General features: G+C 66.4%; 18 protein-coding genes. 5 read left to right on the top strand and 13 right to left on the bottom strand.

Features of this window, described 5'->3' with window-relative positions:
- Nucleotide 1 precedes the first annotated feature (1 nt).
- From IAG39_RS04380 to IAG39_RS04365, 4 genes are all read right to left on the bottom strand, one after another.
- Nucleotides 2-616, bottom strand: a complete 615-nt coding sequence (locus IAG39_RS04380; protein WP_118931390.1) for a superoxide dismutase — start codon at nt 614-616, stop codon at nt 2-4.
- 149 nt (nt 617-765) lie between these two features.
- Nucleotides 766-1,968 (bottom strand): NAD(P)/FAD-dependent oxidoreductase, encoded by a 1,203-nt coding sequence (locus IAG39_RS04375; RefSeq protein WP_059371307.1) that lies wholly within the window; start codon nt 1,966-1,968, stop codon nt 766-768.
- Nucleotides 1,968-4,229 (bottom strand): arginine/lysine/ornithine decarboxylase, encoded by a 2,262-nt coding sequence (locus tag IAG39_RS04370; RefSeq protein WP_054451997.1) that lies wholly within the window; start codon nt 4,227-4,229, stop codon nt 1,968-1,970. Before IAG39_RS04370 ends, IAG39_RS04375 begins: the two co-directional genes overlap by 1 nt.
- A gap of 265 nt (nt 4,230-4,494) precedes the next feature.
- Nucleotides 4,495-4,947 carry a hypothetical protein gene (locus tag IAG39_RS04365; RefSeq protein ID WP_059371486.1) on the bottom strand — a complete coding sequence of 151 codons (453 nt, stop codon included), beginning with the start codon at nt 4,945-4,947 and terminating at the stop codon, nt 4,495-4,497.
- 113 nt (nt 4,948-5,060) lie between these two features.
- On the opposite strand from IAG39_RS04365, the gene IAG39_RS04360 reads away from it, so the two are divergent.
- Nucleotides 5,061-5,579: a GNAT family N-acetyltransferase gene (locus IAG39_RS04360; protein ID WP_059371306.1), complete on the top strand. Its 519-nt coding sequence runs from the start codon at nt 5,061-5,063 to the stop codon at nt 5,577-5,579.
- A gap of 10 nt (nt 5,580-5,589) precedes the next feature.
- Here the strand turns inward: IAG39_RS04360 and IAG39_RS04355 are convergent, their stop codons facing one another.
- Nucleotides 5,590-6,831 (bottom strand): sensor domain-containing diguanylate cyclase, encoded by a 1,242-nt coding sequence (locus tag IAG39_RS04355; RefSeq protein ID WP_059371305.1) that lies wholly within the window; start codon nt 6,829-6,831, stop codon nt 5,590-5,592.
- Between the two features lie 165 nt (nt 6,832-6,996).
- On the opposite strand from IAG39_RS04355, the gene IAG39_RS04350 reads away from it, so the two are divergent.
- Nucleotides 6,997-7,848, top strand: a complete 852-nt coding sequence (locus IAG39_RS04350) for a GNAT family N-acetyltransferase (RefSeq protein WP_118931391.1) — start codon at nt 6,997-6,999, stop codon at nt 7,846-7,848.
- A gap of 4 nt (nt 7,849-7,852) precedes the next feature.
- On the opposite strand, the gene dcd is transcribed toward IAG39_RS04350, so the two are convergent.
- The 4 genes from dcd to apbC all read right to left on the bottom strand — a co-directional run bounded on the left by dcd (nt 7,853) and on the right by apbC (nt 15,203).
- The gene (gene dcd, locus IAG39_RS04345; RefSeq protein ID WP_041654363.1) at nt 7,853-8,416 is read right to left on the bottom strand and encodes a dCTP deaminase; all 564 of its coding nucleotides are present in this window, start codon (nt 8,414-8,416) and stop codon (nt 7,853-7,855) included.
- A gap of 101 nt (nt 8,417-8,517) precedes the next feature.
- A complete protein-coding gene (locus IAG39_RS04340; protein WP_118931392.1) occupies nt 8,518-12,222 on the bottom strand; it encodes a translocation/assembly module TamB domain-containing protein in 3,705 nt (1,234 codons plus the stop codon).
- Nucleotides 12,219-14,111, bottom strand: coding sequence for an autotransporter assembly complex protein TamA (locus IAG39_RS04335; protein WP_118931393.1), 1,893 nt, complete (start codon nt 14,109-14,111; stop codon nt 12,219-12,221). Before IAG39_RS04335 ends, IAG39_RS04340 begins: the two co-directional genes overlap by 4 nt.
- A 3-nt stretch (nt 14,112-14,114) precedes the next feature.
- A complete protein-coding gene (apbC, locus tag IAG39_RS04330; RefSeq protein ID WP_059371302.1) occupies nt 14,115-15,203 on the bottom strand; it encodes an iron-sulfur cluster carrier protein ApbC in 1,089 nt (362 codons plus the stop codon).
- Between the two features lie 101 nt (nt 15,204-15,304).
- Here apbC and IAG39_RS04325 point away from each other — a divergent pair, with 101 nt between their 5' ends.
- On the top strand, nt 15,305-15,580 hold the full coding sequence (locus IAG39_RS04325; RefSeq protein WP_006226181.1) for a hypothetical protein: 276 nt from the start codon (nt 15,305-15,307) through the stop codon (nt 15,578-15,580).
- A gap of 252 nt (nt 15,581-15,832) precedes the next feature.
- Nucleotides 15,833-17,899 (top strand): methionine--tRNA ligase, encoded by a 2,067-nt coding sequence (gene metG, locus IAG39_RS04320; protein ID WP_059371301.1) that lies wholly within the window; start codon nt 15,833-15,835, stop codon nt 17,897-17,899.
- A gap of 72 nt (nt 17,900-17,971) precedes the next feature.
- Here the strand turns inward: metG and IAG39_RS04315 are convergent, their stop codons facing one another.
- The 3 genes from IAG39_RS04315 to IAG39_RS04305 form a co-directional block, all read right to left on the bottom strand.
- Complete coding sequence (locus IAG39_RS04315) at nt 17,972-18,709, bottom strand: sulfurtransferase (protein ID WP_059371300.1); 738 nt, start codon at nt 18,707-18,709, stop codon at nt 17,972-17,974.
- 85 nt (nt 18,710-18,794) lie between these two features.
- A complete protein-coding gene (locus IAG39_RS04310; protein ID WP_118931394.1) occupies nt 18,795-19,592 on the bottom strand; it encodes an META and DUF4377 domain-containing protein in 798 nt (265 codons plus the stop codon).
- 132 nt (nt 19,593-19,724) lie between these two features.
- Nucleotides 19,725-20,255 carry an META domain-containing protein gene (locus IAG39_RS04305; protein WP_054452006.1) on the bottom strand — a complete coding sequence of 177 codons (531 nt, stop codon included), beginning with the start codon at nt 20,253-20,255 and terminating at the stop codon, nt 19,725-19,727.
- A 304-nt stretch (nt 20,256-20,559) separates the two neighbouring features.
- On the opposite strand from IAG39_RS04305, the gene IAG39_RS04300 reads away from it, so the two are divergent.
- Complete coding sequence (locus IAG39_RS04300) at nt 20,560-21,708, top strand: acyltransferase family protein (RefSeq protein WP_059371297.1); 1,149 nt, start codon at nt 20,560-20,562, stop codon at nt 21,706-21,708.
- Here IAG39_RS04300 and IAG39_RS04295 read toward each other — a convergent pair.
- Nucleotides 21,689-22,030, bottom strand: a complete 342-nt coding sequence (locus IAG39_RS04295; protein WP_059371296.1) for a helix-turn-helix domain-containing protein — start codon at nt 22,028-22,030, stop codon at nt 21,689-21,691. The two genes, IAG39_RS04300 and IAG39_RS04295, sit on opposite strands and share 20 nt — an antisense overlap.
- Nucleotides 22,031-22,679 lie beyond the last annotated feature (649 nt).

The following is a 22,679-nucleotide window of genomic DNA, read 5'->3' as shown; positions in this document are numbered from 1 at the left end:
CTCAGCGCTGGGCCGCCGCGTAGCGGCGCGCCACTTCAGGCCAGTTCACGACATTGTAAAAGGCGCCGATGTACTCGGGCCTGCGGTTCTGGTACTTCAGGTAGTAGGCGTGCTCCCACACGTCCAGCCCCAGAATGGGCGAGTTTCCGTGCATCAGGGGGCTGTCCTGGTTGGCGCTGCTTTCCACCACCAGCTTGCCGGCCGGTGTGACCGAAAGCCAGGCCCAACCGCTGCCAAAGCGGGTCAGCGCGGCCTTGGTGAACGCATCGCGGAAGGCGGCCTGCCCGCCCAGCTCGGAGTCAATGGCCGACGCCAACGCGCCATCCGGCTCGCCTCCGCCCTCGGGCGACATGACCGACCAGAACAGGCTGTGGTTCGCGTGGCCGCCGCCATGGTTGCGCACGGCGCCGCGTATGGCTTCGGGCAACTGCTCCAGCCGCGCCACCAGGGACTCGACCGGCTCGTTGGTGACGATGCCCGCGCCTTCCAGCGCGGCGTTCAGGCTGTTGACGTAGGTCTGATGGTGCTTGCTGTAGTGGATCTCCATCGTCATCGCGTCGATGTGGGGTTCCAGGGCGTCGTAGGCATACGGCAGGGGCGGGAGGGTATAGGCCATGCATGTCTCCGTGAGATCCGCCCCCGATTCAGGGCTTGGATCTATATCGAAAACATAAATGATAAGTATTTTTATTTGATATAACAATGGCAGGTTTCCAATACCTGCCATAGCGCCGGCCTATCGGCGCCCTGTCCCGCCTGGGGAAGCTAGAGCGCCTTGCCGCAGGCCACGCCCGAGGCCCAGGCCCACTGGAAGTTGTAGCCGCCCAGCCAGCCCGTGACGTCCACGGCTTCGCCGATGAAATAAAGACCGGCGACGGTCTTGGCCTGCATGGACTTCTGGTCCAGGCCGCGCGTGTCCACGCCGCCGCGCATGACTTCGGCCTTCTTGTAGCCAGCGGTGCCGCTGGGCACCAGGCTCCACTGATGGATGTCCTGCGCCAGCGCGCGCAGGGTCTTGTCCGGCGCGTCGGCCAGGCGCAGCGCCGCCAGGCCCGGCTTGCCGCCCTGCTCCGCCAGGTGCAGCCAGCGGTCAGCCAGGCGCTTGGGCCAGAGGCCCGCCAGCACGGTATGCAGCTGCTGCCGGTTGCCCGACTTCGACGCCAACAGTTCTTCCGCCAGATCGCGGCCAGGCGCCAGATCGATCACGATGGGTTCGCCAGGCTTCCAGTAGCTGGATATCTGCAGAATGGCGGGGCCGGACAGGCCACGATGGGTGAACAGCAGGTCTTCGAGGAACTCGCCGCGCGCCTTGCCCTGCCCCGTGTGCAGATTGACCTCCAGCGCCACGCCGGACAATTCGGACAGGGACCGCCATTGCTCGGCATCGAAGGTCAGCGGCACCAGGGCGGGCCGCGGTTCCACGACCTTCAGGCCGAACTGCCGCGCGATCTTCAGGCCGAAATCGGTGGCGCCCAGTTGGGGAATGGCCATGCCGCCGGTGGCGATCACCAGTTTCGCGGCGCGGATCGGGCCTTGGCTGGTGCGCAGCTCGTAGCCCTGCTCGCCATGGCCGATCTCGGCCACCGAGCATCCCATGCGCCACTGCACCCTGCCCGCGTCGCACTCGGCGCGCAGCATTTCGATGATGGATTCGCTGGAATCGTCGCAGAACAGCTGGCCGCGATGCTTCTCGTGCCAGGCGATGTGGTGGCGCTTCATCAGCGCCAGGAAATCCTGCGGCGTGTAACCCGCCAAGGCCGAACGGCAGAAGTGCGGGTTGTCGGAGAGGAAGTTGGCGGGGCCGGCGCCGATATTGGTGAAGTTGCAGCGGCCGCCGCCGGAAATGCGGATCTTCTCCGCCAGGCGCTCGGCGTGGTCGACCAGCACCACGCGCAAGCCGCGCTGGCCGGCGACCGCGGCACACATCATGCCCGCGGCGCCGGCGCCGAGTACTGCTACATCGAACATCAGTCTTCGATCAGGCAGTCGACGTAGTAGCGCTTTTCGCCGTCCGGACCCACTTCGTCGGCCAGGCCGTGAATGTAGGTTTCGAAGCCCGGGAAGCGCTGGTTGAACTCGCGCGCGAACTGCAGGTACTGGACGATGGTGCGGTTGAAGCGTTCGCCCGGGATCAGCAGGGGGATGCCCGGAGGATACGGCGTCAGCAGCACGCCGGTGACGCGGCCTTCGAGCTTGTCGATGTCGACGCGCTCGACCTCGCGGTGCGCCATGCGGGCGAAGGCGTCCGACGGCTTGAGGGCCGGCACCATGTCGCTCAGGTACATCTCGGTGGTCAGGCGCGCCACGTCGCGGGCGCGGTAGGCTTCGTGGATCTCCTGGCACAGGTCGCGCAGGCCCATGCGCTCGTAGCGGCGATGGTCGCGGCAGAATTCCGGCAGGATGCGCCACAGCGGCTGATTACGGTCGTAGTCGTCCTTGAATTGCTGCAAGGCGGTCAGCAGCGTGTTCCAGCGGCCCTTGGTGATGCCGATGGTGAACAGGATGAAGAACGAATACAGGCCGGTCTTCTCGACCACCACGCCATGCTCGGTCAGGTACTTGGAGACCAGCGCGGCGGGAATGCCGGTTTCACCGAAGCTGCCCGACATGTCCAGGCCCGGGGTGATGATCGTGGCCTTGATCGGATCCAGCATGTTGAAGCCTTCGGCCATTTCGCCGAAGCCATGCCAATGGTCGTTGGATTCCAGGATCCATTCGTCGCGGTTGCCGATGCCTTCGGAAACCAGGCGATTCGGGCCCCAGACCTTGAACCACCAGTCGTTCTTGCCGAACTCGGACTCCACCTTGCGCATGGCGCGGCGGAAGTCCAGGGCTTCGCGGATGCTCTCCTCGACCAGCGCGGTGCCTCCCGGCGGTTCCATCATGGCGGCGGCCACGTCGCAGGACGCGATGATCGCGTACTGGGGCGAGGTGGACGTGTGCATCAGATAGGCTTCGTTGAAGACGTTGCGGTCCAGCTTGCGGGTCTCGGACTCCTGCACGATGATCTGCGAGGCCTGCGAGATGCCGGCCAGCAGCTTGTGCGTGGAGTGGGTGGCGAACACCATCGCGTCCTGGCTGCGCGGGCGGTCCTGGCCGATGGCGTGCATGTCCTGGTAGTACTCGTGGAACGAGGCGTGCGGCAGCCAGGCTTCGTCGAAGTGCAGCGTATCGACATAGCTGCCCAACTGCTTCTTGATCATTTCGACGTTGTAGATGACGCCGTCGTAGGTGCTCTGCGTCAGCGTCAGGATGCGCGGATTCTTGTTCACCGCTTCGCGCGCGAAGGGGTTGGCCTCGATCTTCTTGCGGATATTGTCCGGGTGGAACTCTTCCAGCGGGATCGGGCCGATGATGCCCAGGTGGTTGCGCGTGGGACGCAGGAACACCGGGATCGCGCCCGTCATCGTAATGGCGTGCAGGATCGACTTGTGGCAGTTGCGGTCCACCACCACCACGTCGCCCGCGGCCACGTTGGCATGCCACACCACCTTGTTGGAGGTGGAGGTGCCGTTGGTCACGAAGAAGCAGTGGTCGGCGTGGAAGATGCGCGCGGCGTTCAGTTCGGATTCGGCCACGGGGCCGGTGTGGTCCAGCAGCTGGCCCAGTTCGTCCACGGCGTTGCAGACGTCGGCGCGCAGCATGTTCTCGCCGAAGAACTGGTGGAACATCTGGCCCACCGGGCTCTTCAGGAACGCCACGCCGCCGGAGTGGCCGGGGCAGTGCCAGGAGTACGAGCCGTCCTGCGCGTACTTGACCAGTTCGCGGAAAAACGGCGGCGGCAGGCTGTCGACGTAGCTGCGGGCCTCGCGGATGATGTGGCGCGCCACGAATTCGGGGGTGTCCTCGAACATGTGGATGAAGCCGTGCAGTTCGCGCAGGATGTCGTTGGGAATGTGCTCGGAAGTGCGCGTCTCGCCGTACAGGTAGATGGGGATGTCGGCGTTGCGGAAACGCAGCTCGCCGATGAAGGCGCGCAGGTTCTTGATGGCGCTGGCCACGTCCTCGGGCGAATCCACGTCGAACTCTTCGTCGTCGATCGACAGAATGAAGGCGCTGGCGCGGCTCTGCTGCTGGGCGAACGAACTCAGGTCGCCGTAACTGGTCACCCCGATCACCTCGACGCCCTCGGCCTCGATCGCCGCGGACAAGGCGCGGATACCCAGACCGGACGCGTTCTCGGAACGGTAGTCTTCGTCGATGATGAAAATGGGGAAGCGGAATTTCATGCAGGCGCTCCTGGGGGCAAGGCGGGTTCGGACGCGTAACGCGGCGCGAGTGTACTTCTAGTAAAAATCCGCCTGATGACAGACGGCGCGAGCACCCGCCAGGGCGGCGGGAATGGCCGAATTGTAGGGCTGTTTTTCTTACAGTCCTAAGGGAAATCCCGGAATGGCCCGGACGGCCGTTGTCATCGCGCCAAAAGCGGACGTTTTCAGCACAGAGAGCCGGGCCGCGCCGGGGAGCAAACCGGGCGCCCGAAGCGCCGGGACGCTAGCGGATGGTGCGGGCTTCGCCCGCCTGCAAGGCCATCAGGAACTGTTCGAAATAGGGCGGGATGGCCTCGGCGGAGCCGTAGCGGATGCGCCTTTCGACCTTGGCGATGGCGCCGAAGCAGACCTCGGCTTCGGGTTCGCCGCAGACCAGCACCACCGGGTCCTCGTCGTCGCACACTTCGTAGAGACCGCCATACGCGCGGCGTCCCACCTCGTAGAGGTAGGCGGCGGCGCCGACGGTCTGCATGGGAGTGAGAGGCAAGGTCCCGAGATGGGCGGCCTCCAGCGCCTCGTCCAGCGCATGGACGCTGGACGGCGTGTAATCCAGCACGGCGCCGGCCGATCCGGCTGCCTGGACGAAGTCCTGCGCAGCACCCGCCACGCGCGCCACGAACTCTTCCTGGACTTCGTCGCGCTTGGCGTCCTGGTTTGTCTTGAGGAAACCGAACATCATTGGCTCCTTTGTGAAAACCGCAAGCGGCGTTAGGACCATTATAGGCAGCGTGTCCCCCTATACTGCCCAATCCACCGCCGAACGTTCCCTATTCCCAACACTTGCCGACCATGTCCCCGATCTCCGTCCGACGCCTTGTTCCCGCCGACGCCGCGCCGCTGCGCCAATTGCGCCTGGACGCCCTGGTGGAAACCCCTGAATCGTTCGGATCGAGTTACGAAGAGGAACACACGCTGACATTGGAGGATATCCGCGGCTGGATCCAGCCTTCGGACGACAGCGCAATGTTTGGCGTGTTCTGCGGCGAGACCCTCGCCGGCATGGTCGGCGTGGGCCGCCAGCGCAAACTGAAGATGCGCCACAAGGCGCACATCTGGAGCATGTACGTGGCGCCGGCGCAGCGCGGCCAGGGCCTGGCGCGGCAACTGATGCAGGCGGCGATCGCCCATGCAGCAGGCATGCGCGGCATCCGCCAGGTGCAGCTGAGCGTGACCGCCAACAATCAGGCCGCCACCGCGCTGTACCTGAGCCTGGGCTTTGCCGAATACGGACGCGAGCGAGAAGCGCTGTGCGTGAACGGTGAACTCTACGACGAAGCGCTGATGGCACTGCCGCTGGCCGGCAAGTAGCGGCGCCGCCTCAGCCCGCGCCAGCCCGGCGCCGCGTGCCGTAGGCCCGCACCAGATTGCGGCCTTCGTCCTTGGCCTTGTAGAGCGCCTGATCCGCCGCCTTGATCACCGCTTCGGGCGCGCGCAGGGCGTCGCTGCGTTCGGCTACGCCTATGCTGACCGTCACCCGCAGCGGCCGCGCATTGCGCACATCGCGCCCGCCACGGCGGCGCAGGCCGATCTGGTCGGCCTTGGGGCGCACCGGCTTGTCGCGCAGCCGCATCTGGTAGGCCTCGATGGAGCGCCTGACGCTTTCCAGGTGCGGCATGCTTTCCGCCGCGGTCTTGCCCGGGAACACCAGCGTGAATTCCTCGCCGCCGTAGCGGTAGGCCCGGCCGCCGCCCGGCACGCGCCGCAACTGGGCCGCCACCATGCGCAGAACCTGGTCGCCCACGTCATGGCCGTGGGTGTCGTTGAAAGCCTTGAAGTTGTCGACGTCGGCCATCGCCAGCGTATAGACGCGGCCCATGCGCTGCAGCCGTTCGTTCAGCGCGCGCCGGCCCGGCAAGCCGGTGAGCTCGTCGCGGAACGCCATGTGGAAACCTTCATGGGCCAGCGAGATGCAAAGGGCCGTCAGCGCGGCGGTGGACATCAGCGCCAGTTCGACGGGATGTTCCGCCCCGCGCGGCAAGGCCCACGCCATGCACACGAAGCCCAGCCACTGCCCCGCCTGTTGCGGACGCCCATAGCGCAATAGCAGCAGGGTCAGCGTCAGGCCCGTAGCCAGCAGCGCAATCAACCCTTCGATCGGCACGCTCAGGTGCGCCAACCTGCCTTGCACGGACAGCATGCCGAACAGATCGGACACGCCGTCCTTGCCGGCCAGCGCGATCGCGGCCGCGCCAGCGGCGATCAGGCCGATGCGAGCGGCCAGGTCCAGCAGCATGCTGGAGCGTTCGGACCACAGGGCGTTGATGGTGTAGGCCAGCGACCACCACGCCAGCGCCGGTCCGACGGCCCAGGGTGCTTCCGTGGCCAGCGCCGGCCAAGCCGCCGTGGCGGCCAGCACGCTGAGCATCAGCACCATGGTCTGCGCGCGTTGGTACATCAGGCACACGGCCACGCCGATCAACGCCATCACCCAAGGCACGAACGGCACGATCTGCGTCAAGGCCGGCGGCCATTCGCGCCACAGCAGCAGCCCCACCGCGGCGGCCACCGGCAGCGCAGGATAGAACAACAAAGGCAGCCAGGGGATATGGGGGTAACGCACGGGTCGGGGCTTTTTTACGCTTGCGGAGATGACGTCGCCAAATCGGCAAACACATGTACTGTCATTTACGGACGCGGCGGCGATGTTCTTTAGCGGATTTGCAAGTAACACCGGGCGCCGCGGCCATGATATGTTTTTCGCCTTCACTCAGCAGACGGATCCCCAATGCGCATCCTGGTCAACATCGACGTGCCCGATCTCGAACACGCCATCGACTTCTATCACCGCGCTTTCGGCCTGACACTGCGACGCCGGCTGGGACCGAAAGCGGCCGAGATGCTGGGGGCCGAGGCGCCCATCTATCTGCTGGAAAAGGCTGCGGGCACGCCAGCCGCCGGCGCCATGCGTCAGCCGCGCGACTACGCGCGGCACTGGACGCCAGTGCATCTGGACGTGGTGGTGGAGGACGCGGACCGCGCGGTCGCACAGGCGGTGGCCGCCGGCGCGCGCCTGGAAGATCCAGCCGTCTCGCATGCCTGGGGCCGCATCGCCCACCTGAGCGACCCCTACGGACACGGCATCTGCATCCTGCAGTTCCTGGGCCGGGGCTACGACGAGTTCGCCACGCCGCCGCTGCAATACTCGCCGGTCTCGGAAGCCGATTTCGAAGACCTGCTGGCGCTGCGCATCGAAGCCATGCGTGAAAGCCTGGAGCGCCTGGGGCGCTTCGACCCGGCGCGCGCGCGCTCGCGGCTGCGCAGCACGTTCCGGCCGGAACATACCTGGTCCATCGAGCAGGACGGCCAACGTATCGGGTTTTACGCGCTGCGCCCGGAGGGCGACGGCTTGCGCCTGGATCATCTGTACATCCGCCCCGCCGCCCAGGGTTCGGGGCTGGGCGGACAGGTCATGCGCAAGATCCTGCTGGAGGCCGACCGCCTGGGGCTGGCGGTAAGCCTGGGCGCGCTGCGCGGCAGCGACTCGAACCGCTTCTACCGCCGGCACGGGTTCGTGCAGACGGGCGAAAGCGAGTGGGATATCGACTACCTGCGCCCGGTGTCCGGGCGCGCAGGCTGAGGCCTCAGGTGCGCGGCAGGGTCACGCCGCGCTGACCCTGGTACTTGCCGCCGCGGTCGCGGTAAGAGGTCTCGCAGACTTCGTCGCTTTCCAGGAACAGCATCTGCGCGCAGCCTTCGCCGGCGTAGATCTTGGCCGGCAGCGGCGTGGTATTCGAGAATTCCAGCGTCACGTGCCCTTCCCATTCGGGTTCCAGCGGCGTGACGTTGACGATGATGCCGCAACGCGCATAGGTGCTCTTGCCCAGGCAGACAGTCAGGACGCTGCGCGGGATGCGGAAATACTCGACCGTGCGGGCCAGCGCGAAGGAGTTGGGCGGAATGATGCAGACGTCGCCCTTGAAATCCACGAACGAGCCTTCGTCGAAATTCTTGGGGTCGACGATGGTGGAATTGATGTTGGTGAAGATCTTGAATTCGTCCGCGCAGCGCACGTCGTAGCCGTAGCTGCTGGTGCCGTAGCTGACGATGCGCCCGCCATTGGCCGTGCGGACCTGCCCTGCTTCGAAGGGTTCGATCATGCCGGCTTCGGCCTGGCGGCGGATCCAGCGGTCGCTTTTGATGCTCATGGTGGGAATGGTGCTAGGGAATGGAGTGGACGCCATTTTATCCCGAGTGCGGATGCGCCACCTGCGAGGGGCCGGGCGGGACCGTGCCGCCCGATTCCGCCTCAGTTCCCCCAGAAGGTCCGGTAGACCAGCGCGATGCCGTTGACCGCCCCGCCCTTCAGGTCCACCGACAGGCCGCGCGCCAGCCGGTAGCTGGCCCGGCCCACGGTGTCGGTGCCGGAAAGCGCCTGCTCCACGCTCAGCGTGATGCCATTGGCGAAGGTCTTGCTGGCCACCAGGAACTGCGTGGCCAGCTGGCTGTCGCTGTCCCGGTTGACGTCGCCGGCCACCGTGCGGTCCGGCAGGATGCTGCCGGAGCTGCCGATGTTGCCCGTCTTGATGCTGACGTCGTCCAACCCGAACTGCTTGTAGAACGGCTGCCCGCCGCCCAGCAGCGCGGTACCCACCGACATCAGCAGCGCCGCGTCGCCGCCGCTTTCGTCAGGACCTCGGCCCAGCAGCAGCCAGGACAGCTTTTCCACGTCGCTGACGTCCGGGTACGACACCAGATCGATGCGCGGCCGCTGCGCCGTGCCGACCACCTTGACGCCCGCCTCGACCTGTTCGCCCGTGCGCAGCGCCTCGATATCCAGCAAGGGGTTGTCCAGACGGCCCTGGAAGGTCAGCGTGCCGCGGCTCAGGCGCAGCTTCTGGCCGTAGGCCTCGATGCCGCCGCCGCGGGTGCGCAGCGCCCCCACGCCGGTCAGGCGCCCATCGTTCAGCATGATCTGGATGGAGCCCAGCAGGCCCGCGTCCAGCCCCATGCCGGTGATGTAGAAGCGCGGCCCCATGTCGAACTTCAGGTTCATGCTGGTCTGCAGCGGCGTGGAGACCGTGCCAGGGTCGTCGCCCGGGCGGCGCACCTTGACGTCGTCGTCCAGCGACGGCACGCCCTGCAGGATTTCCAGGCTGAACCAGCCCGCGTCCGCTTTCAGGTCGCCCACGATGTCGATGCGCGGCATGGCAGCCTTCACGTCGATGACCCCGGAAACCATGGCGTAGCGGTCCGAGCGCTGCAGCGCCGGGAAGCGGTACAGGGTCAGCCGGATATCGCCGCCGCCGTCGATGAAATTCCATTGTCCCTTGGCCTCGGCGTAGCCGCCCTTGGCCTCGGGATTGGTGGTGATCCACTCCTTGGTGCGCCATTCGGCCGGCATCACCCGCAGCGAAGCCGGGAAGCGCAGGCTTTCCAGCACCACCCGGTCGCCCTCCAGGCGCGCGGACAAAGTGCCGTCGATCAGCCGCACGCCGTCGTCGATGCGCACCACGCGCAGCTTGTCGCCGCGGATGTTGCCGCTGGCCGACCATTTGCCCGCCAGGGTGCCCTGGGCTTCCAGATTGGCCTTGACCGTGCCGCCGACTTCCATCGAGTCGCCCACGAACAGGCCGACCCAGGCCAGGTCGGCGATATCGGCGTCCAGCTTGGCGCGCAGCGGCTGGCGCGGGTCCAGCGCCATGCCGCCCTTGGCGTCCACCACCAGCACGGCGGTGCCGGTGCCGTTGATGAGGCCCATCTTATCGGTGGCCAGGTTGACCTTGGCGTCCAGGCGGCTGGCATTGGCGGAGGTCGGCGTGGCGGTCAGGTCCAGCACCAGCGCCTTCAGGCCGAGCGGAATGGGAGGATCGCCCGGTATCAGCAGATCGCCCTCGCGGCGCGCGATGCGCGCGCGGCCGCCCAGCCGGCCATCGAACTTCAGGTCCCACAACACGTCCAGCGCGATGCGGCGCTGGCCCTCGGGCACCATCGCGTTCACGCGGCCGGGCCGCTTGCCCAGCTTGGCCGCAGCCTCGGGATCGACGGCGCCTATCACCTGGCGCGCCATGGCGGCCGTGATCACCAGGTTGTCGGCCTGCCCGGCCGTTTCCCAACGCTTGCCGCCGCCCCGCGACCCCTGGTGCGCCAGGACCACGCGTTCCTTGCCGGGCAGGGTCAGGCTCAGCGCCGTCTGCCCCACCTGCCACTGCCATTGCGGTTCCACGGCGGACGGCACGAAAGCCAGCGTGACCGGCCGGTCCACGGCCACCGCGAAGCCGGCGGTCTCGGCCGTCAGCCGCGAAAACGTGCCGCGCCATCCCGGCAGAGCGGCATCCGGCGTGCCCGCAGGACCCTTGCCCCAGGCGCCGGCAAAAACGATGTTGGCCTTGGCGGGCGCCTCGCCCAGTACGCCCGCGCGCGGCTTGGGCGGCGTGTAGCCGGCCGCAAGCTCGCCGCGATGCGCAGCCGGCGTGCCCGTCAGCTTGCCCTTCAATTCCGCGCCGCCGGGAATGCCCGGCCAGAACGCGTCGAGCTGGGGCGCCTGCGCGTCCAGCGACAGCGCGCCGTCCTTGGCGTCCAGCTCTCCCTTGGCCTGGACTCGGTTGCGGCCCAGCTTCAGGTCCACGTCCAGGCCGTGGATGCGCAGCCCGGCCAGAGGATCGGCCTCGGGCGCGGCGGCGGCGTTCGGCGCGGCGGCGGGTCCCCCGCTATCGGTCGCCGCCGCGATATCCACCTGGGCCTTGAGCGCGCCGGTCAGGGGCTGCTTGTTCCAGCGCGTGCCCTCTTCGAAGCGCAGATCGACCGCGGCATGACGCAGCTGGCTCAGGTTCTCGATGTCGGCTTGCACGTCGCCGCGCACGGTCAGCACCGCAGGCGGAATATCCTTGCCCAGCCAGGGCGACAGGTCCAGGCGCTGGGCGCTTATCGTGCCCGCGATGCGGTCGCGGCCCGAGCCTTGCGTGGTATCGGATTGCAGGTCGAGCTGCGCGGTCAGGGTCGATTTGTCTGGCAATTGCGCCTGCGCCCGGGCGCTGCGCAGTACCAGCGCCGTGCGCGGGGCCAGGTCGGCGGTCAAGTCCAGCAGCAGGCCGGAGCCCTCGCCGTCCACCTTGGCCTGGATACCATCCAGGGAACCGGCGGCATCGGCGCGCAGCACCACCTGGCAGGCGGGCCGGGGCGGCTCGGAAGGCGCGGTCTTGGGATCCGCCTTGGCCCCGGCTTTGGATTCGTCCTTCGATTCGGCCTTGGGGTCGGTCTTGGCGGCTGGCTTGGGTTCCGGCTTCCTGGCAGCGCCCGCCTGACGCTCATACACGCCGCTCAGCTTGTCGGCTTCGCACAGCGGAGAATCGGGGCCGGTCCCGCGCGCGGTCACGTCCAGGCGAGCGGCGAACGGCCACGGATCGGCCATGCCTTGCAGCTCGGCCTGCCCGGAGATGTCCGCTTGCGCAGCCTCGTGTCCCACCCTAAGGCTGGCGATGCGTAGCTGCGCGCCCTGCTTGCCCGCGGCAAAGGTGGCGTCCAGATTGCCCAGGGTCACGGGCAAGGGCGCGCCGTCCTGTTCCAGCTGGAAGTCGCCCAGCGCCAGCCGGTCCACGGCGATGTCCACCGGCAGTTCGGGCAACGAGAACGGCTCGCCGTTGTCCTCCGCCGGCGTCGTCTCGGACGACGCGGCCAGGCCGATGTACACCGAACCCGCCGAGACATCGCGCACGTGCAGCAGGCGGTCGCCCAGGGCGCGCCAGTTCACGTCGAGGTGCAGGTCCGTGATGTCGACGCGGGTGCCGCCCGCGTCCAGGTCCAGCTTGCCCACCGACACGCCACGCAGCAGCGAACCGCTCACGTCCAGCGCCTGGCCGTTCAGTTGCTGGGCGGCCGTGGTCAGGAGCAGCCGCGTGCCGTTCTGCGAGCCGACCAGCCAGAACAGGAAACCGCCGGCCAGCACAGCCAGCATGGCCAGGCCAGGCAACCACCACACCAGCACATGGCGCAGGAATTTGCGCAGGCCCTTCAAAACGCGATCCCCAAGGAAAAGTGCAGACGCAGGTCGCGGTCGCGCTGGCCGTAGGCCACATCCAGGAACAAGGGCCCGGCCGGCGTGCGCACGCGGGCGCCTACGCCGTAGCCCACCGCCATCGACATGTCGCCGAACGATTCCGCGGCGTCGCCCGCGTCCACGAAAACGCCCATGCCCCAGCGCTCATTGAAATAGTGGTCGTACTCGATGCTGCCGACCAACAGCGTGGGCGCGCCCACCACGGCGTCATCCTGCTGCACGCCTATGCTCTGGTACTTGTAGCCGCGGATCGAACGCGCGCCGCCGGTGCGGAAACCGAAATCGTCCGGCACCCGCACCTTGCTGTTGGACCACACCCGGCCGACTTCGCCACGCACGGTCAGCACGTCCAGCTTGCCGATGGGCCACCATTTCTGGGCCCGCAGCCGGGCGCGGGTATAGGGTTCGCCGGAGTCCAGCGTCACGCCCACACCGCCGCCCACCGCGATCAGATTGCCTTCACGCGGGTCGTACTTGTTGTCCACATCGCGGCGCAGCCATTCGGCCGTGGCGGTCAGGGTCGGCAGCTTGTATTGGTCGCCGCCGTCGATCTTCACGTGATCCTCCGCCAGCAGCAGGCCCCAGCGGGTTTCGTATTCGACCCGGCTGTTGCCCGCGCCCTTGCGCTCCTGCAGGCGCGTCGCGCCCAACGCGTATCGCGTCACATCCAGCCCCTGGATGTCGGAGTGGTCGTACAGCACACCGAACGAATCCTTGTAGCCGCGCTGATTCGGCGGCAACAGGAAGTCCGCGTAGACGCGCTGCTGCAACCGGTCCACGCTGAAGCCCGTCTCCATGGTGAGCGGCTGGCCAAAGACCACGTTCTGCCGGTACAGCGATTCCACGCGCAGGCCGGCCTCGTCGTCCACGCCTATCGAGCCGGTGAACCGCTTGGGCGGCGCTTCCACCACCCGCACCTGGACCGGCAAGGTCACTTCGCCGTTCGAGTCGTAGGCGGGCGCTGGCGGTGGCATGCCGCCGGACACGGAAGGATCTCCTGCCGGCGTGGAGGCGGCCAGATCGGTCGAGCCCGGCGCGCGTGCGCGGTCGGCGTTGGGTCCAGGCGTCGGCTGCGCCTGGCCCGGCTGCTCCAGCGATACGAACGCGCCGCGGAAGAACGCGGTCGATTGCAGGTCCTGCTGCCAGGTGTCCAGCTTGTCCTGGTCATAGGCAGCGCCCGGCGAGTAGCGCACATAGCGCTCCACCAGCTTCTCGGGCACCCGCTTCAGGCCTTCGGTGGTGAGTTCGCCCATGCGGACCTGGGGACCGCTGTCTATCGTGACGCGCAGGGCGGCCGACGCCGTATCGGCCTCGATTTCCGCCTGCGACGCGGTCATGCGCGCCAGCATGAAGTCGCGCGATGACACCGCGTCCAGCAGGCTCGACTTGGCTTTGTTCCAGTCGCTGTTGATGAAGGGCTGGCCCGTCTTCAACTGCCAGTCGTCGCGCAGCTTCTGCACCCGGGCAGCGAACTCGGGCCGGGTAATGCGGCCGGTGAAATTCAGGTCCACGGATGCGACGGTGGTGCGCTTGCCCGAGACGATGCTGATGTCCCAGGTTTCTCCGCCGATATCGGTGCCGGCCTCGAGCTTCACGGTGGGCGAGAAATAGCCCTGGGTGGCCAGGGCCGCCAGCGTCGCGTCGCGCGCGCGGCGGCGCAGGCGGTTGATTTCACCGCCGTCCTGGTCCTCCGCCAGCCGCGCGATCGCATCGACGGCTTCGGTAATCGCCTGCAGGGCGGCCGGCGGCACGCCGCCGGGGTCCACAATGATTTCCGGGCGCTTGGCCAATGCCTCGCCCGTCATCACCACAAGTCCTGCCAAGAAGGCGCGGGCTGCCCACCGCATGCGTCAGGTCGGTTGCTGCACGACGATGGACGGGAATTTCCCAGCCATGTCGCGGGGAAGCGCCGCCACGCCAGCCGCCAGCTTACGGGCAATGCCGCGGTACAGCGCCGCGGCTTCGCTGCCCGGATCCGACACCACGGTCGGCGAGCCAGCATCGGTCTGCTCGCGGATCGCCAGGGTCAGCGGCAGGCTGCCCAGCCAGGGCGTTTGGTATTGCTCGGCCATGCGCTGGCCGCCGCCCTCGCCGAAGATATGCTCGGCATGGCCGCATTGCGAGCAGATGTGGATGGCCATGTTCTCGACCACGCCCAGGATCGGCACCTCAACCTTCTGGAACATGCGCAAGCCCTTGCGCGCGTCCAGCAGCGCCACGTCCTGCGGCGTGGTGACAATGACGGCGCCCACTACCGGCACCTTCTGCGCCAGGGTCAGCGCCACGTCGCCCGTGCCGGGAGGCATGTCGACGATCAGGTAATCGAGGTCGCGCCAATTGGTCTGGCGCAGCAGTTGCTCCAGCGCCTGCGTCACCATCGGGCCGCGCCAGATGGCGGGCGAGTCGGCGTCGATCAGGAAGCCGATGGAGTTTGCCTGCAGGCCGTGGCCCGTGAGCGGCTCCATGCTCTTGTTGTCCAGGCTTTCGGGACGGCCCGAGATACCCAGCATGGTCGGCACGCTGGGGCCGTAGATGTCGGCGTCCAGCACGCCCACCTTGGCGCCTTCCGCCGCCAGGGCCAGGGCCAGGTTCACGGCCGTGGTGCTCTTGCCCACGCCGCCCTTGCCAGATGCCACTGCAATAATGTTGCGCACATTGGGCAAGGGCTTCAGGCCTTTCTGCACCGCATGGGCGGCGACCTTCCAGCTCACCTCGACCTGGGCATCGGCCACGCCGGCCGCGGCCAGCGCCGCCACGGCGATGTCGCGGACCTGGGCGCGCGCGGCGTCGGCGGGATACCCCAGCTCCAGCGCCAGCGAAACCCGTCCGCCTTCCAGCTTGATGTCACGATCTTTTACAGAAACACCCAAATCCATACCGGTATTCGGGTCCTGCGCGGCGCGCAGCGCGGCGCGAATTTGTTCTATCGTTATACTCATGTCACTATGGTTCCGTAGGCAGCGCGGCTTCTGCGGCCCGCCATCCCCTAAAGGATAGCGGATACCCGGGAACCTTTCCCTGCGTTTTGCATCCGATCTTCATGACCAACACACTTATCCGCTTCTTTCGTGCCGTCCTATTCGCCGCCCTGGCCTTGATCGGCATGGCGATGGCGCTGGTGTTCATGCTTTCCACGGCGATCGCCGTGGCGATCCTGTACGTGGTCGCCAAGGTGCGCGGCAAACCTTTCGGCGTGCGCGCCTATTGGAGCCAGCGCCAAGGCGCCCGCCCAGGACCGTTCCAGTCCGCCACCGCCCCCTTCGCCACGCAGCCGCGCGGCGACGTGATCGACGTCGAAGCCCGCGAAATCCGCTGACGGCGGCTTTCCCGCATGCTTGCGCCGCGCGCGGCGCAAGCGGGCCATGGGTTTGTGCGTCCGCACGGCGGAATTGCCGGACGGCCGGCCCCCCTGTATCGGCGCCCATTCCCGCATTCTTTCGCAACCCGCCTGATTCGCCTGCCGCGAAGGGCGGGTTGAGCCATTGATGGGCCGCTGTCCGGCAAGTCTGCGCGGTTGCCCTAAAATGGCCGGCCTACCCCTTTTTTCCCTCAACCTCCAAAGACAACCATGTCTCGCACCCTTTTTGTCACCACAGCGCTGCCCTACGCCAACGGATCTTTCCACATCGGCCACATCATGGAGTACATCCAGGCCGATATCTGGGTTCGTTCGATGCGAATGGCGGGCCACACGGTGCACTTCGTGGGTGCGGACGACGCGCACGGCGCGCCGATCATGCTGAAGGCGGAAAAGGAAGGCATCACGCCGCAGGCCCTGGTGGCGCGCTACGCCGCCGAGCGCCCGCAGTACCTGAACGGCTTCCACATCCGCTTCGACCACTGGCACTCGACCGATTCGGCCGAGAACGTCGCGCTGTCGCAGGACATCTACCGCGCGCTCAAGGCCCAGGACCTGATCGAAACCCGCTCCATCGAGCAGTTCTACGATCCGGTCAAGGGCATGTTCCTGGCCGACCGCTACATCAAGGGCGAATGCCCCAAGTGCCACGCCAAGGACCAGTACGGTGACTCCTGCGAGGTCTGCGGCGCGGTCTACGCGCCCACCGAGCTGATCAACCCGTACTCGGCCCTGACCGGCGCCACGCCGGTGCTGAAGTCCTCGGACCACTTCTTCTTCAAGCTGTCCGATCCTCGCTGCGTGGAATTCCTGCAGCAATGGACCACCGGCTCCAACGCCGCCGGCGGCAAGCACCTGCAGCCTGAAATGCTGGCCAAGACGCGCGAATGGCTGGGCTCGGACGATGGCGAGGCCAAGCTGGGCGACTGGGACATTTCCCGCGACGCGCCCTACTTCGGCATCGAGATCCCGGACGCGCCGGGCAAGTACTTCTACGTCTGGCTGGATGCGCCCGTGGGCTACCTGGCCTCGCTGAAGTCGTATTGCGCGGTCAAGGGCATGGACTTCGACGCGCTGCTCGATCCTGCCGGCCCCACCGAACAGGTCCACTTCATCGGCAAGGACATCGTGTATTTCCACGCGCTGTTCTGGCCCGCGATGCTGAAGTTCGCCGGGCGCAAGACGCCTGACGCCGTGAACGTGCACGGCTTCATCACTGTCAGCGGCGAAAAGATGTCCAAAAGCCGCGGCACCGGCATTTCGCCGCTGCGCTACCTGGAACTCGGCATGAACGCCGAATGGATGCGCTACTACATCGCCGCCAAGCTGAACGCCCGGGTCGAAGACATGGACTTCAACCCCGAGGACTTCATCGCCCGCGTCAACAGCGACCTGATCGGCAAGTACGTCAACATCGCCAGCCGCGCCGCCAGCTTCATCACCAAGCATTTCGATGGAGTCCTCGGCTATTCGGGCGACACCTCGGCGCTGGCCGCGGAGTACGCCGAACAGGCGGAGTCCATCCGCGCCGCGTTCGAGGCGCGCGAATACAACCGCGCCATCCGCGAAATCATGGCCTACGCCGATCGCATCAACCAGGCGTTCGACACGGCCCAGCCCTGGGTGCTGGCCAAGGGCATCGCCACCGCCGATGACGCGCAGAAGGCCGCCCTGCAGGACATCTGCTCGCGCTCGCTGGCGGGCTTCAAGGCGCTGTCCGTGATGCTGGCCCCGGTCTTGCCCGAACTGGCCGAACGCGTGGCCCTGGAATTGTTCGGCGCGCAGGCGCCCTTCACCTGGGCCGATGCCGCCGTGCTGCCGCAGCGCGTGGCGCCCTTCAAGCACCTGATGCAGCGCGTCGAACCGCAGATGCTGGAAGACCTGTTCGAGCCGCCTGCCGCCCCCGTGGTGGTGCCTGGCGGCGAGCCCATCGCCGAGACCATCTCCATCGACGACTTCGCGCGCGTCGACCTGCGCATCGCGCAGATCGTCAATTGCGAACACGTGGAAGGCTCGACCAAGCTGCTGCGCCTGACGCTGGACGCGGGCGAAGGCCGCCACCGCAACGTGTTCTCGGGCATCAAGTCCGCCTACAAGCCGGAAGACCTGATCGGCAAGCTGACCGTCCTGGTGGCCAACCTGGCCCCGCGCAAGATGAAGTTCGGCGTATCCGAAGGCATGGTGCTGGCCGCCAGCCATGCGGATGAGTCCGTGGACGCCGGCATCTACGTGCTGGAACCGTTCCCCGGCGCCAAGCCCGGCATGCGCGTGCGCTGATCCCGCGCCCCGCTGAATGCAAAAAGCCCGCCGGTTCAAATCGGCGGGCTTTTTGTCACTAAGCGCGGTACATCAGGCCTTGCTGGGCGCCAGCGCCGGATCCAGCGAAATGCGCTCATCGAAGACGAAGCATTTGCCGTCATAGCCGGGACCGCCGGTTTCCTCGAAGTACTTGAGGATGCCGCCGTCGAGCTGGTAGACGTGTTCGATGCCGGCCTCGTTCATGTAGATCGCGGCCTTTTCGCAGCGGATGCCGCCGGTGCAGAAGCTGACCACTGTCTTGCCTTCCAGCTCGGCGCGGTGCGCCTGTACCGCAGCGGGAAACTGGGTGAAGCGTTCGATGCGCCAGTCGATGGCGTTCGTGAAGGTGCCCTCGTCGACCTCGAAAGCGTTGCGCGTGTCCAGCATGACCACGGGCCGTCCGGCGTCGTCCACGCCGGCCTCCAGCCAACGCGCCAGCGTCTTCGCATCGACGCCGGGCGCGCGGCCCGCTTCCGGGCGGATCGCCGGATGATCCATGCGGATGATCTCGCGCTTGATCTTCACCAGCAGCTTGCGGAACGGCACTGCCGCGCTATGGCTGAACTTGACTTCCAGGTCGGCGAAGCGCGGATCGGCGCGCAGCGTGCGCAGAAACGCGTCTATGCCATCCGCCGACCCCGCCAGGAACAGGTTGATGCCCTCTTCGGCCAACAGGATGGTGCCCTTGAGCGCGGCCTGGCCGGCCTCGTCCAGAAGGCGGGCGCGCAACTCGGGCAGGGCATCCAGCGAAACGAATTTGTAAGCGGCGATATTGACGACGGAAGTCATGGAAAAGCGGAAAAAAGCGGGCGACGAAAGGCGTAATAGTAAACGCTGGGCGGTTTTTACCACCCGCCGCCCCGCTTGATCCCGCTCAACGATTGACGATTTCCTGCTCGACTACCGCGTCCAGCACCCATTGCACCGTCGACGCATCGGCCGGCGGATTCGGGTTGCGGACCTCGACCACGCGCAGGCGGTAGCGCACGCCAGGCTGGAAGTTGAAGCCCGTGATTTCGCCGTACCAGAGCTGCCAGGGCTGCCCGGCGCTGTCGCGCACCTGGTAGCACATGGCGCGGCCCGCGCCGGCGGTGCAAGGCACGCGCTCCGAGTTCACGTAGACCAGCTTGGTCGGCCCCTGCTGGCCGCCCGCGATGGGGTCGGTGCGACGCCCGAAGTCCAGCCGGTCGCCCGAGCTGAGCACCCAGGTCATGCGCTGCGGATTGTTGGCGTTGTCCACCGACGAGGCGGTGATGCTGGTGAGCGCGGCCAGGAAATCCTGCTCCAGCTTCATGTTCTGCGGCGCGCAGGCCATCCTGGTCGACACCGGACGTCCCTGCACGATCAGCAAGCCGTTGGCGACGGTGTAGGAACCGTTGTACTGGTTGCAGCCGGAGAAACCGGAGATGCGCGGCGAGCCCTGGTCATGGATGAAGCTCGCCGTAAGCGGACGCGAATTGGAGGACGGATGCGGAATCTGCCGCAAGCCGCCGCCCGGCAAGGTCCAGCGCGCCAGGTCCCAACTGGTCTGCGCCAGCATGTCGGATGCGGAAGCGGGCTGGAAGCGCGGATCCTGGCCATCCGCGGCGCGCTGAGGCGGCGCGGAGCAGGCGGCCAGGCCGATGGACAACAGGCAAGGCGCCAGCCAGCGCAAAGACGCGGAAAAGGGCATGAGAATCTCCCGGGGAAAAGCGAGGAATGCAGCGCCCGCGCAAGGAGGCGGGCCGGACCACGCCATTGTAGGCTTGCCCCGGCACCGTTATTCACGGCTTAACACTCTTTGATGCGCGCCCCGCCGGCCGCGTCAGGGGGTGGGCGGATCCTGGCGCCGCGCGAACTCCAGCACGTCGCCGCCGCGCAGATTGAAGGTCAGGTGCCGCGGCGCGCCGCCGTTGTCCAGCGTGAACGTGTCGATGGACGCCAGGCCGCGCAGATAGTCCGCCTCGAGACGGGCGCGTTCCGGCGCGGGGCAGGCCATGCGCGTGGCGGCTGGGGCGTCGATGTAGAGCTTGCCGCCTTCGAGCTTGTAGGTGCCCATGTAGCGATTGCAGCCGGAAAAGCCATTGACGCGGTACTGCTTGCCTTGCGCCAGGAACGTCAGGCGCACGGGTTCGCCGTTGTCGCCATGGGGAATGTCGCGCAGCGCGCCGCCCGCCTGGGTCCAACGCACCAGTTCCCAACTGGTCTGGGCCAGCGAATCCGCGCTGCTGGCGGCGTTGGCCGCAGCCGCGCCTTGCGGGCGCGCGCCGCCAGTCGATCCGGCGCAACCCGCCAGGGCTGCGGCCAGCAGAGCCGGGGCAATCAGGCGGCAGCGCGTGGACAAGAGCTTGGACATGTACGGGACTCCATCAATTACACATCCCTCGACTGTAACCGGCCTTGTGGTCCCGCATGCGTGTTCTCAGCCCATAAGCGGTATCCAAAAGCAGCACGGCGTTGCGGGACCACGCTCCAATTGCATGGCCTTGCTGCATCGAACGCCCCATGGCGGCGGCGCACATCGACGCGCAGAATCAGTACAGATCGCCATCCGTGCCAGGCCGGCATGCAAGCGCGGAAGCCGATCGCAACGACCGCAGGCGCAGGTGTCCGGCTCCTCACGGGGGCCAAGAATAAGATCAATCCGGGGAGACACGGCGATGGGCTTTTTGAGAACCTTGTTGGCATTGTCGGTGGTGCTGGACCATCTGGGCGCAGGCGCCACCGATCATCTGGTGGGCGGCCGTCTCGCGGTACAGCTGTTCTACGTCATTTCAGGCTTCCTGATTTCCTATGTACTCACCGCCACCGACCACTATCAAGGCGCGGTGGGCAAGTTCTATGCAAACCGCTTCCTGCGGCTGTTCCCGATCTATCTTGCCGTTGCGGCGCTGACGCTGGCTGCGCACGTGATGAGCGGCGGCGCATTCTTCCGCATCTACGACGCGCTGCCCTTCAGCGCCGAGCTGTTCCTGGTGCTCTCCAACATTTTCATCATGGGCCAGGACTGGCTGATGTTCTTCGGCATCGAACATTCAGCGCTGAAGTTCACCGGCAGCTTCGCGCACAGCGAAGTTCCGCTTTACGAAGGACTGCTGGTGCCGCAGGCATGGACGCTGGGCGTGGAGATGAGCTTCTATCTGGTCGCTCCCTTCATCCTGCATTCGCCGCGCCGGCTGCTGGCATTGCTGGCCGCATCGCTGGCGTTGCGCGGCGTGCTGATCGCCACGGGCATAGGCTTGAGCGATCCCTGGACGTATCGGTTCTTCCCGACGGAACTCGCTCTGTTCCTGCTCGGTTCGCTGTCGCATCAGGTGCTGTTGCCGCGCTACAAGGCCTGGACGCAGCGGATCAAGCGCCTGCCGGAAATCGGCACGGCCGTGCTGGCGGCCTACTGTGTGCTGCATTTCTCGATCGCCATGAACCACAATGTGCGCGACGGTCTGGCCGTGCTGCTGTTCGCGGCGTTGCTGCCGCTGGCCTTCCTGTTCCAGTCGCGCCACAGGCTCGACAAGGCGATAGGCGAGTTGAGCTACCCGATCTACATCTGCCATTCGCTGGTGATCATGTTCTTCAAGTGGCTGCTTGAAGAAGCGCATCTGGATCAGCCGCTGCTGTTCATGGCCCTGGTGATCACGAGCACCATCGCATTCTCGGCCCTGCTCAACAGCGTGATTGCGGACCCCATCGAACGCCTGCGCAGCCGTCTGCGCACCGACGACCGCGATCCAGCGCCTGCGTCCGACGCCAGGCGGCGCCCCGCTGGCGCCCCCGCGCAGCCCCTCGGGTCTATTCGCCGCGTGCCTTGATGTAGGCGGCCAGCACTTGTTCGATCTGCCGCTTTTCCTGGGAACTCAGGCGCGCATAGGTGGCATAGGAGATGGATTCGAACGGCCAGGCGGCAGGGAGCGCCACACGCTCCGCGCCCGCCTGGATGGCGCCCGGCTCCGGGTTCAGCATCGGCCCTTCGCCGGTGCTGAGCCACATGGGATTGACGCATAGCGCACGGGTCAGCTTGATGAGGGCGTCGCTGGACGGCCGCCGGCGCTGCCCGCTCTCGTAGTTGCCGATAGCGCTTTGCGACAGGTTGCTTGCGACCGCCAAGTCCTTTTGAGTCCATCCCTGAAGCATTCTTGCGTTGCGCAGACGATGGCTAAACGTGTCCAATCGATCAACCTGAGACATTAATAAGAATTTATTTTTTGATTAAAACATCTCAATACTGGCGCCAAATAAACGGATTGCGCCCCAATTGCGGGGCTAATCCGTAAATCGCGCCTTGCGGCCGCCTGCGCACGCATCGAGCCGGTTCCAAGCGCCTCGCAGAAGGCCGAGGCGCCATCAAAAAGACCATATCTATCATTGGCTTGCATAGGCCAACCAGTATCACGGCGCGGTGGCGCCCCTCGGCCTGCAGGCGCACTGCAGGGGCAAAAGCCTGGCGAGTTTATGGCGTTTCACGTATTCAAAATCGAAAATAATGTATCGGCGATACATAATGCGTTAACACCCGCGTCCCAAAACAAACAGTATTTCAAGCGTTTCCATGGCGCAGCCCCCACGCTTTCTGTTACTGTCAGAAACTACAGAAACGTATCTTCACAAAAAAACACGCCCGTGTTTAAATGAAACACGGGCGTGACTTCCAAGCAGCATCGAAGCATGGGCGGCCATCGGCATAAGCACGAAACCAGGGGCAATCCCCCCGGCCTCGCGCCCATCCGAACAACACCGCCCGGCGCTCTCGCGCCTCGGCGCGCAGCACAGGGAGACGGGCATG

It is taken from the genome of Achromobacter xylosoxidans (assembly GCF_014490035.1).
GTDB classification, from domain to species: domain Bacteria; phylum Pseudomonadota; class Gammaproteobacteria; order Burkholderiales; family Burkholderiaceae_B; genus Achromobacter; species Achromobacter bronchisepticus_A.
The sequence above is the reverse complement of the archived record's forward strand: the minus strand, read 5'-3'. Positions and strand labels throughout refer to the sequence as shown.